The organism is Cupriavidus oxalaticus, from assembly GCF_016894385.1.
In the GTDB taxonomy this organism is placed as follows: domain Bacteria; phylum Pseudomonadota; class Gammaproteobacteria; order Burkholderiales; family Burkholderiaceae; genus Cupriavidus; species Cupriavidus oxalaticus.
This window is the reverse complement of record NZ_CP069811.1, coordinates 2,759,585-2,773,554: the sequence shown is the minus strand read 5'-3', so window position 1 is coordinate 2,773,554 and position 13,970 is coordinate 2,759,585. Positions and strand designations below refer to the sequence as shown.

Genomic DNA, 13,970 nt, shown 5'->3' with positions numbered 1-13,970 from the left:
GCCTATGGCTGGCTGCGCGCCTCCGCCTCGTCGATCAATGCCAGCACCGGTGCCAGCGATGCCTGCCGGCTCATCAGCCCGAGGCACATCATCGCCAGCAGCAGCGGCGATCGTTCTTCGCCAACGCGGCCCATGGCCTCGCACAGGCGGGTATAGGCGAGGTCGAGGTCATCAGCTTGCATGGCGGGCTCCGGCCGGTCGGGATTGCTGGGTTTGCATCAGGGGGGCGAGGGTTGCGCCGACGTCGTCCCACGCGGGCGCGAGCCAGCGCGCCAGCACGTAGCCGTCGGGGCGGATCGCGTAGAGCGTGCCGGGCCGGGCGCCGTAGCGCGCCTGCGCCTGGCCGGCGACATCGGCGAGCGCGTCCTGCGCGGGGGCGGCGGTGCCGTTGACGACCACGCGTGCCTGCAGCGTATGTGGATGGGCCTGCGCCAGCGCGGCGAGCGGGGCGGGCAGTGTTGGCGAGTCGCCGAAGTACAGCAGCGTGAAGCGCTGCCCGAAGCATTGCGTCAGGTGCTCGATGCCGTCCGCGCTGGCGACGCGCGCCTCCGGAGCGGGCAAGCCGGGCGCGGCGCCGGGGCAGTCGGCGCCGAAGTCGCTGGCGCCGTTCAGCGGCGAATCGGCATAGGCGATCGGCGCCGACTGGCGCGGGTTGATCAGCGACCGCACCGGGCTGCCGCCCTGCGCCAGCCGCAGCGTGGCCTCGCGCATCAGGCGGAAGGCAAAGTCGGGCGGCGCCATGAATTCGGTGCTCTTGGCGCCGTAGGCGATGTTCTGCCGGGTGGCGTGGACGCGCTCGGCCGAATAGGAGTCGAGCAGGCTGTCCGCGGCCTGGCCGCGCACCACTGCCGCCAGCTTCCACGCCAGGTTGCCGGCATCGTCCAGCCCCGAGTTGAGCCCGCGCACGCCGAAGATCGGCACCAGGTGCGCGGCGTCGCCGGCGAACAGCACGCGGCCGTGGCGATAGTCCTGCAGCGTCAGGCACTTGGCGTTGTAGATCGAGATCCACAGCGGCCGCCAGGGCTCGGTCTCGCCGATCATGTCGAGGTGGCTCTGCACGCGCGGCAGCACGTTTTCCGGCTTGACCGCTTCCTCGGGGTCCTCGTCGTCGCGGATCTGGTAGTCGATGCGCCAGACGTCGTCGGGCTGGCGGTGCATCAGGATGGTCGAGCCCGGATTCGACGGCGGGTCGAACCAGGCCAGCCGCTCCACCTCGCGCCGGGTCTTCTGCACGATGTCGACGATCACGTAGCGGCCTTCGTACTGGGTGCCTTCCATGCGCAGGCCCAGTTGCTCGCGCACCGTGCTGCGGCCGCCGTCGCAGGCCACCAGCCATTGCGCGTCGACCTGCACCAAGCCGTCGGCGCTCTCGATTTCCACGACCACGCCACCGTCATGCGGCCGCACCGTGCGCACGCGCGCGCCGAAGCGCACGTCGGCCGGCGTGGCGCCCCGCAGCGCGGCCTCGTGCGCGAACGCCTCGAGGTAGTACTGCTGGATATTGACCATCGGCGCAAAGCGTTCGTCCGGCTCGCTCGGCATGCGGAAGTGCAGCACTTCGGCGTCGCGGTAGTAGCTGCGGCCGCCCACCCAGGGCAGGCCCGTTTCGACCGTTTGCTGGTCCGCGCCGACCCAGCCCAGGATCTCGAGCGAGCGGCGCGACATGCAGATGGCACGGCTGCCGGCGCAGTAGCCGTCGTCGGCCTCGACCACCAGCGTGGCGATGCCGTAGCGCGCCAGCAGCGCCGCCAGCGCCAGCCCGACCGGGCCGCCGCCGGCGATCAGCACGGGCACGTGTCGCGGCCAGGGGCGCGGAGTAACGGGAGGCGGTGCCGGCGGCACGGCCGCGTGCGGGGTGGTGAAGTCTGGCATGGCGGGGTCTCGCTCGGTGCAATTGGTTGTGTGCGAAACTATATCCCAGATAGTTGCGCACGAAACTAGTGTTTACCCGCCTGGCTCGACGGCTTGGCCCGTAAAGAGAGACAAGTCGCACATCGCCCACCCGGGGCCGTGGCCTATGCTTCGCAGAGCGCAACCCGCTACTGCTGCCTCCGAGCCTTCGCCATGCCGATCCTGCCCACCGACGCCGTGCCCCGCGCCAGCTGGCTGCCCGCTGCCGGCAGCTGGCGCTACCACGCGCTGCTGGGCGCCGCCGGCATGCTGGTGCTCGGGCCGCTCGGCGGCATTGCCGCGGCTTACATGAATTTCTCGCTGGGCTTCTTTGTCGGCGGCCAGGTGCTGGCCGGCATACTTGGCTCGGTGGTGACGGCCGGCTATGGCGCACCGGGCCGGCATGGCGCCAACTACATCCAGACCGCGGCGGCGTCGGTGGCGGGAATGGGCGGCATGGCGGTGGTGCTGCAGGCGATGACCTGGCTGGGCATGTCGCCACCGCCGTTGTGGCAGCTCGTGCTCTACATGCTGTGCATCGGCATGTACGGCGTTGGCATCGGCATGCTGTATACGCCGTTGCTGGTGGATCGCATGCAACTGAAGTTCCCGTCGGGACTGGCGGTTGCCAATATCCTGCGCGCGCTGACCGACCCGGCGCTGTTGCGGCGCTCGCTGGCGCGGCTCGGCGGCGGCATGGCGCTGGGGCTGGCCAGCGGCCTGGGTGCCGCGCGCGTGCCGTGGCTGGTGGCGCTGGAGCTGTCGCCGGCAACCTTCGGTGCCGGCATGATCGTCGGGGCGCGCATCGGTATTGCCGCGTTGGTGGGCGGCCTTGCCGGCTGGGCGCTGACGCCGTGGTTCGTGTCCGTGGGGTGGCTCGCGCCCGGCGAACCGTATCGCAAGGCCACCTTCCTGGTGGCGCTGGGCATGATCATGGGCGCGGCGGCGCTCGATGTCGCGCTGCTGCTGGCGCAGGCGTGGCGACGGTGGCGCACCCGGGCCCCGCGGGAGGCGCAGGCGCGGCGTGGGCCCGGCATGGCCTGGGTGGCCGCGTGGGCGCTGCTGTGGGGCGCCGCCACGGTCGCGGCGGGCGTGGCGTGGTTCGGCCAGCCGCTGGGCTTCCAGCTGATGGCGGTGCTGCTGGTGCTGGTGTTCGCGCTGGTCAACGGCATCTCGGTCGGCATGGTCGACCAGAACCCGATCTCGTCCGCCTTCGTGCTGACGGTGATCCTGATGGCCGCGGCCGGCCTGCGCGCGCCGCATGTGGGCCTGATCGCGGCGACCGTGCTGCTGGTGGCGACCGCCGAAGCCAGCGACATGCAGCAGGACCGTTCCACCGGCTGGCGCCTGGGCAGTGACCGCATGGTGCAGTTCGGCTACCAGGTCGCCGGCATCGTGGTGGGCGCGCTTGTGGCCGTGGCAATGGCGCGGCTCTTCATGCAGGCGTATCCGGTGCTGGCGCTGGACCAGACCCGGCTGCCGGCGGACCAGCAGCCGGCGCGCTGGGCCTCGGCCATGACCTACAAGATCGTCGGCGTGCTGCACGGGCTGGCGCAGCCGCGCGCCGCCCAGCATGCCGCGGTGGCGCTCGGGCTGGCATTGGGGCTGGCAACGGCGGTGCTGCGCAAGGTCATCCTGGGCAGCCCGGCGTGGCAGCGCTTCGCGCAGTCCGGCCGACGGGGCAGGGTGGTGGATTTCCTGCTGGATGCGGTGCTGCTGCCGACACCCTATGCATCGTCCTTCGGCGGCTTCGTCAACCTGGCGGCGGCGGGCTGGATGGCCGCTGGCGGCGTGGCGGCAAGCGTCGGCGGCGCCATGGCGGGGCGCAAGGCCGGGCCCGGGCGTGAGCGGCAGGCGCTGCCCGCGGACATGAGCACCGCATCCCTGCTGGGCGGCGGCCTGATCGCCGGCGACGCGCTGGCGGCACTGGCCCTCGGCCTCGCCGGGCTGCTCGCAGTGACGTGGAGCTGACAGCGGCAGATTGTCAAATTCCATTGACGCTTCTGTTCAATCCTCAGTGGATTGTCAAATTGCACGGCCGGCGTACCATGTCGGCCAGACAGACGTACCGCCTGACCCGGAGAATCCTCATGGCCCTTGACCAAGAATCCTTTGCCCTGCTGCGCGCCTCGGTGCAGCGCTTCATCGACGAACGCCTGAAGCCTGCCGAGGACACGCTGGAAGAGACCGACGACGTCCCCGCCGATATCGTCGCGGACATGAAGGAGATGGGCCTGTTCGGCATCTCCATTCCCGAGAACTACGGTGGCATCGGCCTGTCGATGTCGCAGGAATGCGATGTGGTGTACGACCTCGGCCACACCGCCTTTGCCTTCCGCTCGGTGTTCGGCACCAACGTCGGCATCGGCTCGCAGGGCATCCTGATGGATGGCACCGAGGCGCAGAAGCAGGCCTACCTGCCGCGCATCGCCAGCGGCGAGCTGATCATCTCGTTCGCGCTGACCGAGCCGAATGCCGGTTCCGACGCGGCGTCGCTGCAGACCAGGGCCGAGCTGGACGGCGACCACTACGTCATCAACGGCACCAAGCGCTTCATCACCAACGCCCCGCGCGCCGGCGCCTTCACGCTGATGGCGCGCACCGGCGGCGCGGGCGCCTCGGGCATCTCGTCCTTCATCGTGCCGGCCGACACCCCGGGCATCTCGCTGGGCAAGCCGGACAAAAAGATGGGCCAGCGCGGCACCAAGACCTGCGACGTGGTGCTGGAGAACGCGCGCGTGCCGGCCGCCAACATCATTGGCGGCGTGCCGGGCGTGGGCTTCAAGACCGCGATGAAGGTGCTCGACCGCGGCCGCCTGCATCTCTCGGCGCTCGCCTGCGGCATGGCGCACCGCCTGATCACCGACGCGGTGGCGTATGCCAAGGAGCGCAAGCAGTTCGGCAAGCCCATCGGCGACTTCCAGCTGATCCAGGCGATGCTGGCCGACAGCCAGGCCGAGCTCTATGCCGGCCTGTCGATGGTGCGCGACTGCGCCCAGCGCTATGACGCCAAGCCCGCGGGCAAGAGCGATCCGGAGGTCAGCATGCTGGCCTCCTGCACCAAGATGTTCTGTACCGAGATGGTGGGCCGCGTGGCCGACCGCGCCGTGCAGATCCACGGCGGCGCCGGCTATATCGCCGAGTACAAGGCCGAGCGCTTCTACCGCGACGTGCGCCTGCTGCGCCTGTATGAAGGCACCACGCAGATCCAGCAGGTGATCATCGCCAAGCAGCTGCTGCGCGACTGACCATGCAACCGCCCGGCGCGGCAGGAGTCGACATGAACGATTGGCAGGAGCGCGGGCCGGCGGGCCATGGCGTTGGCACGCCGCACCGCCTGCGCGCTGTGGTGGCGTCCTATCGCACTGCGCTGCAGGCGTACACGCTGGCGGTATCGCCCGCGGAGCTGATGACGCTGGGCGCGGTGCCGCCCAATATGGCGCAGGACAGCGATCCGCGCGCGCAGGCGCACCTGGCGCGCTTGCGCGCCGAGGTCCAGGCCAGCGGTATCGCGCTGCCTGGCGCGATCGTCCTGGCGGTAAGCGGTGGCAGCCTGCATTGCGAATGCGATCACCTGTACACGCTGCAGCTGCAGCCGTGCCGCGGCGACCGCCTGATCGTGATGGAAGGCTACGAGCGCCTGCTGGCGCTGGCGCATGGCGAACGCCGCCAGTGCAAGACGCTGGTGTCGGCAGTCATGTGGCGCACGGCGCTGGACAGCGCCGCGCAGGTGTCGTCGGCCAATGCCGGCGAGCTTGCCGAAGCCGATGAGGCGGCCGAGGCGATCGCCGCTGCCGCCACGCAATCGTGCGCGGCGCGATGGGCCAACGCGACGCGGGTCTGGCACTGATCGCACCACGTGGAATGAGAAGGTCGAAGGCCGCCGGCATGGCGGCCTTCATTTTTGGTGGCGGCGGCTATTGCGGCGGCTATTGCGGCGGCTATTGCTGCGGCCACACCCCATCGACATCGCGCAGCAGGTGGCCGGCGAGAATATAGTCCCCGAGCCGCGTGGCCTTGGCTTCGAGTTCGAGCAGTTCATGGTCCGCCAGCGTGCCGAGATCGAACTGGCAATAGAGATTGCGTTGGCGGAACGTGCCCTTGGGTTTGGCGAGCCCTTCGATCAGGGCTTCGCGGGAGCGGACGGCGATGCTTTCCTGTCCGCGATACTGCACCTTGATACCGCGCTTTTCTCCGAGCCTGCCGAGTTCGACCGCATCCTGCCAGCCTGTCTCGTAGTCCAGCTCCAGCGCCAGCACGTCTTCCGAGGCCAGAAGCCGGAGCGCTTCTGCCTTGCTGCCAGCTCGCACGATTGACATCCACACCTCTTATATCGACTTATACTGTACGAATATACAGTCAACCCGGGGTCGCGGCAAGAGCCTGCACCACGGTGCCTGCCCGCCTGGTCTTGCGCGCCCGGCCCTTAGCCCTTAGCCCTTAGCCCGGCCGCCCGTCAGCATGACGCTGCCCGGCCGGTCTTGCGCTTTCCGCCAGTGCAGCCGAACTTTGTTTCCCCGGTATGTCAGGGCTGCGCGGCCGGCGTGGCGCCGGCAGCTTCGGTGTTCGCCCCGCCGCCTGCCTGGCTGCCGCCGGCCGCATCGCGTGCCTGAGCCGGCTGCGCCGCGGGCGCGCCGCTGAAGTCACCCGCATAGACGCGGGACATTGCGCCCGCCTGCATATAGCGCCGGATCGCGGCGTTGACCGATTCCGTCGTGGCCGCGCGCAGGCGTGCCTCGAGTTCCTCGGTGAAGGCCATGGTGCGGCCCAGGTAGAGCTGGTTGGCAAGCGCACCCGCCAGCGCAGCGTCATTGCTGCGGCTGACCGTGCCCTGCTGCAGCAGGCCGCTGACCGCTTCCGCCAGTTCCGGTGCGGTGATGCCGTCGCGCGCGAAGCGCTCGAGCTCGTCGGCGACCGCGCGCTGCAAGCGCGCGAGGTTCTGCGGCGCATACTGCGCCTGCACGCCGAAGCGGCCGGCGCGGTCGAGCGCGCCCACCTGTACCCAGCTGCCGGCGCCATAGCTCAACCCCTCCTGCTGGCGCAGGCGGTCGGCCAGCCGGCTGCGCAGGCTGGCACCACCCAGCACGCGGTTCGCGATCATCATCAGCGCATAGTCCGGCGAGTCGCTGGTCAGGTCGATCGGCGCGGCGGCCACGTAGACGGCATTGGCCTTGCCCGGCGCGGGCAGCGTGAATTCGGCCGGCGGAATCGGCACGAATGGCCGGTCGACGCGCGCATACGGCTGCGCGGCGGTCCAGTCGCCGAACAGCTGCGCGGCCTGCGCCGCCGCGGCCGGCGCGTCGAAGTCCCCGACCAGGCTCAGCTGCGCATTGCCCGCGCCGTAGAAACGCGCATGGAAATCCCGCACCTGCGCCAGCGTGGCCGCGCGCAGGTCGGCAATGTTCTCGGCAAAGCTGCGCGCGTGGCGCGGATCGCCCACGGGATAGGGATCGCCGTGACGGCCCAGTGCATTGGACGCCATCACGCCCGGCTGGCTCCGGATGCTTTCGATATCGGCGATGCTGGTCTTGCGCAGCGTCTCGAATTCCGCTTCGGGAAAATCCGGCGCGCGCAGGATCTCGCGCAGCAGGGCCAGCAGTTCGGGCAGTTGGGCCCGGCGCGTCTCGAAGCTGACGGTCACGCGCTCGGCGCTGCCGCCGATGCCGACGCGCGCGCGCAGGGTCTCGATGCGGTCGGAGATCTGCTCGCGCTTCATGCCGCCGGCGCCGCGCCGAAGCATCGACGCGGTCATCGACCCCACCGTGGTCAGCCCTTGCAGGCTCTGCACGTCGCCCATGCGCAGCACCAGCACGCCATGCACCACCTCGCCGCGCGCGGGCTTGGGCAGCAGGGCCAGCTGCATGCCGTTGGCCAGCGTCTGGCGCGTGGTATGTGCCTCGATATTGGCGGGGCTGGGGTCGAACGGCGCGACCGCGGCCAGCGCCGGCTTGCCCTGGTAGCCGTTGACCATCGCGGCGACATCCGGCGTCGCGGGTACCTGCGCGCGGGCTGGCTGCGCGGACGGCACGAACAGGCCCACGGTGCGGTTCGACGACTGCAGGTAGTTCTGTGCCACGCGCTGCACGTCTGCCAGCGTGGTGGTCTCGATGCGGTCGCGGTTCAGGAAGAACAGCCGCCAGTCGCCCTTGGCAATGGCCTCGGACAGGGCGATGCCAAGCGCGCCGGGATCGCTCATGTAGTGGTCGTAGGCATTGCGCATGCGCCCCCGCGCGCGCTCCAGCTCGACCTCGGTCACGGGGGCCACCGCAAATCCTTCGACCTGCGTGATCAGGCCTGCGCGCGCGGCCGCGAGCGACTGGTCCCGGGACGTTTCCGCCATGAACAGCAGCGTGCCGGGATCCTTCATCGCATAGAACGCGCTGCCGATCGAGGTGGCCTGGCCGCGCTCGACCAGCGCCTTGTACAGGCGCCCGCCGGGCGTGTCGCCGAGGATGATCGTCAGCAGCGACAGCGCCGTGGTGTCGGGATGTGCGCCGGGGCTGACGTGGTACTGCGCGGCCACCAGGCTGTTGTCGCCGGGCCGCATGATCACCAGTTCGCGCGCGCCTTCCTGCGCCGGCTCGACCGTATGCTCGGGCGGCAGCACGCGCGTGGGGCGCGGGATCGCGCCGAAGTAGCGCTCGATGCGGGCCAGCGTGGCGGCGGGATCGAACCTGCCTGCCACCACCAGCACCGCGTTGTCGGGCTGGTAGTAGCGCCGGTAGAACGCGCGCAGGTTGTCGATGCTGACGTTCTCGACGTCGCTGCGCGCGCCGATCGGTGCCTTGCCGTAGTTGTGCCAGCGGTATGCGGCGGACATGGTCTGCTGCATCAGCATGCGCGACGGGCTGTTCTCGCCCATTTCCATCTCGTTGCGCACCACGGTCATTTCGCTGTCGAGGTCGGCCTTGGACAGCACGCTGTTGACCATGCGGTCCGCTTCCATGCGCAGCGCCCAGTCGAGGTTTTCGTCGCTGGCGGCAAAGGTGCCGAAGTAGTTGGTACGGTCCTGCGTGGTGGTGCCGTTGACGCTCATGCCGCGCCGCGCGAACTCGGTCGGGATGGCTTTGCCCGGCAGCGAAGGCGTGCCCTTGAACAGCAGGTGCTCGAGCAGGTGGGCCATGCCGGTCTCGCCGTAGTTCTCGTGGCGGCTGCCCACGAGGTAGGTGATATTGACCGTGGTGGTCGGCTTGGCCGCGTCCGGCGCCAGCACGATGCGCAGGCCGTTGGGCAGGCGGTATTCGGTGATGCCCTCCACGGTGGCGACCTGCCGCGCCAGCGACGGCGATGCCGCCGGCACCGGCTGCACGGGTTGCGCCGGCGCGGGCAGCGGGGCCAGCGAGGCAAGCATCGACAGGTGCAGGGCAAAACGGCGCATGGCGTCTCCGGTATGGGCTGGCTGCCGCGTGATGAGATAAAGGGCAGCGGCAGGGCAGTGGCGCAAAACGCAATTCTAGCCGTCGCCCGTACCTGGAACTGTGCCGCAGCCCACCTCTGCATGCCAGAGGGAAATGTCCGAATCCAGCCGGTGCGCAGGTTGCCGAAGCGGTAGCATGCCGGCATGAACCTCGATCCCGATACCTGCTACAAGGCCGTGGCATCGCATGACCGCCGCTTCGACGGGCGCTTCTTCGTAGGCGTATCCTCGACCGGCGTGTACTGCCGGCCGGTGTGCGCAGTGCGCACCCCCAGGCGCGAGAACTGCACCTTCTACGAAAGTGCCGCCGCCGCCGAGAAGCACGGCTTCCGCCCCTGCCTGCGCTGCCGCCCCGAGCTGGCGCCGGGCCACGGCCTGGCCGATATCTCGGGCCGGCTCGCGCAGGCCGCCGCCACGCTGATCGACGAAGGCTTCATGGCCGAAGGCAGCGTCGCCACGCTGGCCGCGCGCGTCGGCGTGACCGAGCGGCATTTGCGGCGCCTGTTCGATGCGCAGTTCGGTGTCTCGGTGCTCGAATACGCGCTGACGCAGCGCTTGCTGCTGGCCAAGCGCCTCTTGGCCGACACCGCGCTGCCGGTGACCGAGGTGGCGCTGGCCGCGGGCTTCGGCAGCGTGCGCCGCTTCAATGATGTGCTGAAGACGCGCTACGGCCTGACCCCGCTCGCGCTGCGCCGGCGCGCTACCGACGGCGTCGCCGATCGCCTCGTGTTCGAACTTGGCTACCGGCCGCCGCTGGCGTGGGAGGCGCTGCTGCGCTTCCTGGCCGCGCGCGCGGTGGATGGCATCGAAGAGATCCGCGACGGCGCCTATGCGCGCACGCTGCGCGTCGAAGCGGGCGGCACCGTGCATGCCGGCTGGGTCCGCATCGAGCATGTGCCGCGCCGCATGGTGCTGCGCGTGACCTTGTCGGCGTCGCTGGCGCGCGCGATCCCGCAGGCATTGGGCAAGGTGCGGCGGCTGTGCGACCTGGGCTGCCGCCCCGATGTGGTCGACCGTCATCTCGGCGAGCTCGCGCAGGCCGTGCCGGGCATGCGGTTGCCTGGCAGCGTCGACGGGTTCGAGATTGCCGTGCGCGCAGTGGTGGGGCAGGTCATTTCGGTCGTGCATGCGCGCCGCATCCTGGCCGCATTGGCGCAGCGCACGGCTGCGGCGGGAACGCTGCCCGATGCCATGCCCGGCAGCCTGCGCCACCTGTTCCCGAGCGCCGCCGCCATCGCTGTCATGCCGCCGCAGGACCTGCGCGATGCCGGCGTGCCGGCAGGCAAGGCGCGCACGTTGCAGGCGCTGGCGCAGCACGTGGCCGACGGCACGCTCGCGCTCGAGGAGCACGCCCCGCCCGAGGCGACCGTCGTGGCGCTGCGCGCCATCGACGGCATCGGCGACTGGACCGCGCAGTACGTCGCCATGCGCGCGCTCGGCTGGCCCGATGCCTTCCCTGGTACCGACTATGCGCTGCGCAAGGTGCTGGGCGTCGACACCGTTCGTGCGATGCAGGCGCGCACCGCGCAATGGGCGCCGTGGCGCGCCTATGCGGCGGTCCACCTGTGGCATCGCTATGAGGCCATGAAGGACGCGCCCGCCGTGTCCGAACCGGAGACCATGACATGAGCAGCTATCGCCATATCGACAGCCCGCTGGGCACCATGCTGCTGCGCGCGGAAGGGACGTGCCTGACCGGCGTCTTCTTCGCGGGGCAGAAGTACTATCCCGCCAACGTGGCCAATGTTGCAGCAGGCAGCGGCGAGGCAGCGCCACAGGAAGCGGCCGTGCTCGAACGCGCCGCGCAGGAGCTGGCCGAGTACTTCGCCGGCAAGCGCGACGCCTTTACCGTGCCGGTGCGCTTCGCGGGCAGCCCGTTCCAGCAGCGCGTCTGGCAGGCGCTGCAGGCCATTCCATGCGGGGCGACGGCGTCCTACGGCGAACTGGCCGGCGCCCTCGGCCTGCCGCCGACGCACGCGCGCGCGGTCGGCGGCGCGGTGGGGCGCAACCCGCTGTCGGTGATCGTGCCCTGCCATCGCGTGCTTGGCACCGCGGGCGCGCTGACCGGCTACGCCGGCGGCATCGAGCGCAAGCGCGCGCTGTTGCGGCGCGAGGGCGTCGGTCCGGCGGGCGGTTGAGCCGGCGCCATGCCGCGCCTGTTCTTCGCCGTGGAAGTCCCGCCCGCGCAGGCGGCGCGGTTGCTGTCGACCCTGCCGGCGGCGAGTGGCCTGCGCCCGGTGCCGGCCACCCAGGTCCATCTCACCCTGCATTTCCTCGGCGAATGCGGTGTGCCCGAGGCGCAGTTGAACGCCGCGCTCGACGGACTCGCCGCGCCGGCCTTCACGCTGCAGGCTGCAGGCACCGGCCGCTTCCGCAGCGGCCCGGGGTCGGTGTTGTGGGCCGGGCTCGCGCCGGGTCCCGGGCTGGACGCGCTGCGCGCGCTGCACGCGGCGGTGGGGCAGGCGCTGGCGCAGGCTGCCGGCATTGAGCCGGAGCGCCGCCGCTACCACCCGCACCTGACGCTGGCACGCTGCCGCCCGACGGTGCCGGAGGCCATGCTGCGCGCCTGGCTCGACGCGCAACGCATGCTCGCCAGCGACCCATGGCCGGTGCAGCGGCTGGTGCTGTTCGAGAGCCGACTGGGACCGCAGGGCGCGGAGCACCTCGTGCAGCGGGCGTGGCCTCTGGCCCCGTCCGCTGCTACGCCAGGTTGCTGAACTCCACGGCGACCGACAGGAGCCTGAAAGCGGCGCAGGCGCTACCCCCCGTAAGTCTGTGCTCAAGTTCTGCCACAGTTTTGCCGAAGGTGTCGCCATGAGCCTTGCCGGACGCGGGGGCACGCGCTTAACATGCGGCGCGCGGCCGGCAGGCCGACTGGCTGCCGCGCCCCCACTCCTCCACGACCCGGCGGCATCCCGCTATACCAAGACGTTGCGCGAATCCATGAATCAGCACGAAGCCACCGGGGCCGGCACCGGAACCGACACCGGCACCGATACAGTTGCCGCAGCCACGCCGGCAGACGAGCGTTACCGCCTTACGCATAACTCCCAGATCGGCACCGTGCTGCGCGACCTGTCGTGGCAGAAGTGCATGCTGAGCGTGCGCACCCGCACCGGCCACCAGTTCGTCACCTCGGTGCTGCATGTCGATCCGGTCAACCGGACCTTCATGTTCGACTGGTGCAATGCCGACGCCGAGCGCCAGTCGCTGATGACCTCGGAAGAGAATGCGTTCTCGGGTTTGCTGCGCGGCGTGCCGGTGAACTTCATGGTCGGGCAGCCGGCCGCGACCCGTTTCGAGCAAGGCCCGGCCTTTGTCGTCGAATTTCCGGAAAAGCTCTATCATTTCCAGCGCCGCCGCCATTTCCGCGCGCGCACGCTGGTGACCAAGGGTTACCGCTGCGAGATCCGCAGCGCCGGCAATGCGCTGCTGTGCCTGGACATTGCCGACCTGTCGCTGTCGGGTGTCGGGCTGCGCTCCAGGAGCGTCACCGAGGAGCAGTTGCCGGTCGGCACGACCGTGGCCAGGTGCCGCCTCGACTTCCGCGAACTGGGCAAGGTCGAGCTCGACCTGCAGGTGGTCGGCCACTGGCTGGTCGGCCACGACGACAACGCCATCCACCACTTCGGCTGTGCCTTTGTCAATCCGGACGGCCGCATGGAGAATTTCCTGCAGCGGCTGGTGTTCGCGCTGGAGCTGGCACACCGGGGCTGAAGCGTCCCGGCACGGGCTGCGCGGCTAGGAGCCGATCAGCCGCCCGATCGCCGCGGCGGCTTCGCGCATCGGCGGCAGCAGCCGCGTGATCATCTCGCTTTCCGGCACGCGCGCGGCGCGCACGCTCACGCTCAGGCCGGCCAGCACGATGCCCGAGGCCGAGCGCACCGGCACGGAAATGGCGCGCAGGCCCGGCTCCAGTTCCTCATCGACGATCACGTAATCGACTTCGCGCGCCCGCGCGAAGCATGCCTCCAGCTCTTGCCGCGACACCTTGGTCTGCAGCGTGCGCGGACGCAGCTCGGCATGTTCGAAAAAGCCGTCGAGCACCGTGGCCGGCTGGTGCGCCAGCAGCAGCCGGCCGTTGGAGGTGCAGTAGGCCGGCAGGCGGCTGCCCATGCCCAGCGAGTAGTTCAGCACGCGTTGCACTTCGGAGCGGACCAGGTACAGGATGTCGGTGCCGTCGAGGATGGCGAGCGCGCAGGTCTCGTGGATGCGCGTGCTCAGGTTGTCCAGGATCGGCTGCGCCAGCGAGACCAGCGAAGTCGAGGAGAAATACGCATGCCCGAGATGCAGCACGCGCGGGCGCAGCGCAAACTGGCCGTCCTGCTGGCTGACATAGCCGAGCTGCTCCAGCGTATAGAGGCAGCGCCGCACCGAGGCGCGCGACAGCTGCGTGCGCTGTGCCACCTGCGAGATGGTCAGCGGACGCTTGCGTTCCGAAAAGGCCTCCAGCACGGTCAACCCGCGCGCCAGCGACAGCATGAAATTGGGATCGCCGGCAAAGCTGCTCAGCAAATCGGCGTGCGGCCGGGCGACGCGGACGGTGTCGGCCTGTGCATGACCGAGACCGATGGGGCGGAGGACTTCCATTGGCTGTGCTTGTCCGGGTTCGTTGTTCGATAATCGCGCAATCTTAAACCGGCTTGGCACAACGGGCCAGCGT

Annotated in this window: 12 protein-coding genes; 7 read left to right on the top strand and 5 right to left on the bottom strand. The window is 70.1% G+C overall.

What is annotated here, in order from left to right; genetic code table 11:
• Nucleotides 1-2 precede the first annotated feature (2 nt).
• The gene (locus JTE92_RS12190) at nucleotides 3-182 is read right to left on the bottom strand and encodes a hypothetical protein (RefSeq protein ID WP_063237629.1); all 180 of its coding nucleotides are present in this window, start codon (nucleotides 180-182) and stop codon (nucleotides 3-5) included.
• Nucleotides 172-1,872, bottom strand: a complete 1,701-nt coding sequence (locus JTE92_RS12185; protein ID WP_063237628.1) for an FAD-dependent oxidoreductase — start codon at nucleotides 1,870-1,872, stop codon at nucleotides 172-174. The genes JTE92_RS12190 and JTE92_RS12185 overlap by 11 nt, the downstream gene beginning before the upstream one ends.
• A 192-nt stretch (nucleotides 1,873-2,064) precedes the next feature.
• Between JTE92_RS12185 and JTE92_RS12180 the strand changes: the two genes are divergently transcribed.
• The 3 genes from JTE92_RS12180 (at nucleotide 2,065) to JTE92_RS12170 (ending at nucleotide 5,740) form a co-directional block, all read left to right on the top strand.
• Nucleotides 2,065-3,861 (top strand): OPT/YSL family transporter, encoded by a 1,797-nt coding sequence (locus tag JTE92_RS12180; protein ID WP_063237627.1) that lies wholly within the window; start codon nucleotides 2,065-2,067, stop codon nucleotides 3,859-3,861.
• Between the two features lie 119 nt (nucleotides 3,862-3,980).
• Complete coding sequence (locus JTE92_RS12175; protein ID WP_063237626.1) at nucleotides 3,981-5,138, top strand: acyl-CoA dehydrogenase family protein; 1,158 nt, start codon at nucleotides 3,981-3,983, stop codon at nucleotides 5,136-5,138.
• Between the two features lie 32 nt (nucleotides 5,139-5,170).
• Nucleotides 5,171-5,740 (top strand): hypothetical protein, encoded by a 570-nt coding sequence (locus tag JTE92_RS12170; RefSeq protein WP_063237625.1) that lies wholly within the window; start codon nucleotides 5,171-5,173, stop codon nucleotides 5,738-5,740.
• A 91-nt stretch (nucleotides 5,741-5,831) separates the two neighbouring features.
• Here JTE92_RS12170 and JTE92_RS12165 read toward each other — a convergent pair whose 3' ends face one another.
• Both JTE92_RS12165 and JTE92_RS12160 read right to left on the bottom strand, forming a co-directional pair.
• Entirely contained in the window at nucleotides 5,832-6,209 is a 378-nt protein-coding gene (locus JTE92_RS12165; RefSeq protein ID WP_029045162.1) for a hypothetical protein, read from the bottom strand.
• Between the two features lie 206 nt (nucleotides 6,210-6,415).
• Nucleotides 6,416-9,268, bottom strand: a complete 2,853-nt coding sequence (locus JTE92_RS12160; protein ID WP_063237624.1) for a M16 family metallopeptidase — start codon at nucleotides 9,266-9,268, stop codon at nucleotides 6,416-6,418.
• Between the two features lie 183 nt (nucleotides 9,269-9,451).
• Here JTE92_RS12160 and JTE92_RS12155 point away from each other — a divergent pair, with 183 nt between their 5' ends.
• From JTE92_RS12155 to JTE92_RS12140, 4 genes are all read left to right on the top strand, one after another.
• Nucleotides 9,452-10,936 carry a DNA-3-methyladenine glycosylase 2 family protein gene (locus JTE92_RS12155; protein WP_063237623.1) on the top strand — a complete coding sequence of 495 codons (1,485 nt, stop codon included), beginning with the start codon at nucleotides 9,452-9,454 and terminating at the stop codon, nucleotides 10,934-10,936.
• Nucleotides 10,933-11,445 (top strand): methylated-DNA--[protein]-cysteine S-methyltransferase, encoded by a 513-nt coding sequence (locus tag JTE92_RS12150; RefSeq protein ID WP_063237622.1) that lies wholly within the window; start codon nucleotides 10,933-10,935, stop codon nucleotides 11,443-11,445. Before JTE92_RS12155 ends, JTE92_RS12150 begins: the two co-directional genes overlap by 4 nt.
• 9 nt (nucleotides 11,446-11,454) lie before the next feature.
• Nucleotides 11,455-12,024: an RNA 2',3'-cyclic phosphodiesterase gene (gene thpR, locus JTE92_RS12145; protein WP_063237621.1), complete on the top strand. Its 570-nt coding sequence runs from the start codon at nucleotides 11,455-11,457 to the stop codon at nucleotides 12,022-12,024.
• Between the two features lie 226 nt (nucleotides 12,025-12,250).
• On the top strand, nucleotides 12,251-13,024 hold the full coding sequence (locus JTE92_RS12140; protein ID WP_063237620.1) for a flagellar brake protein: 774 nt from the start codon (nucleotides 12,251-12,253) through the stop codon (nucleotides 13,022-13,024).
• A 24-nt stretch (nucleotides 13,025-13,048) separates the two neighbouring features.
• On the opposite strand, the gene JTE92_RS12135 is transcribed toward JTE92_RS12140, so the two are convergent.
• Nucleotides 13,049-13,897, bottom strand: a complete 849-nt coding sequence (locus tag JTE92_RS12135; protein WP_063237619.1) for an IclR family transcriptional regulator domain-containing protein — start codon at nucleotides 13,895-13,897, stop codon at nucleotides 13,049-13,051.
• Nucleotides 13,898-13,970 lie beyond the last annotated feature (73 nt).

Coding starts and splice junctions, on each gene's coding strand:
- thpR (WP_063237621.1), top strand. CDS start 11,455: ATGCCGCGCCTGTTCTTCGCCGTGGAAGTCCCGCCCGCGCAGGCGGCG.
- JTE92_RS12170 (WP_063237625.1), top strand. CDS start 5,171: ATGAACGATTGGCAGGAGCGCGGGCCGGCGGGCCATGGCGTTGGCACG.
- JTE92_RS12160 (WP_063237624.1), bottom strand. CDS start 9,268: ATGCGCCGTTTTGCCCTGCACCTGTCGATGCTTGCCTCGCTGGCCCCG.
- JTE92_RS12190 (WP_063237629.1), bottom strand. CDS start 182: ATGCAAGCTGATGACCTCGACCTCGCCTATACCCGCCTGTGCGAGGCC.
- JTE92_RS12140 (WP_063237620.1), top strand. CDS start 12,251: ATGAATCAGCACGAAGCCACCGGGGCCGGCACCGGAACCGACACCGGC.
- JTE92_RS12150 (WP_063237622.1), top strand. CDS start 10,933: ATGAGCAGCTATCGCCATATCGACAGCCCGCTGGGCACCATGCTGCTG.
- JTE92_RS12180 (WP_063237627.1), top strand. CDS start 2,065: ATGCCGATCCTGCCCACCGACGCCGTGCCCCGCGCCAGCTGGCTGCCC.
- JTE92_RS12165 (WP_029045162.1), bottom strand. CDS start 6,209: ATGTCAATCGTGCGAGCTGGCAGCAAGGCAGAAGCGCTCCGGCTTCTG.
- JTE92_RS12175 (WP_063237626.1), top strand. CDS start 3,981: ATGGCCCTTGACCAAGAATCCTTTGCCCTGCTGCGCGCCTCGGTGCAG.
- JTE92_RS12185 (WP_063237628.1), bottom strand. CDS start 1,872: ATGCCAGACTTCACCACCCCGCACGCGGCCGTGCCGCCGGCACCGCCT.
- JTE92_RS12155 (WP_063237623.1), top strand. CDS start 9,452: ATGAACCTCGATCCCGATACCTGCTACAAGGCCGTGGCATCGCATGAC.
- JTE92_RS12135 (WP_063237619.1), bottom strand. CDS start 13,897: ATGGAAGTCCTCCGCCCCATCGGTCTCGGTCATGCACAGGCCGACACC.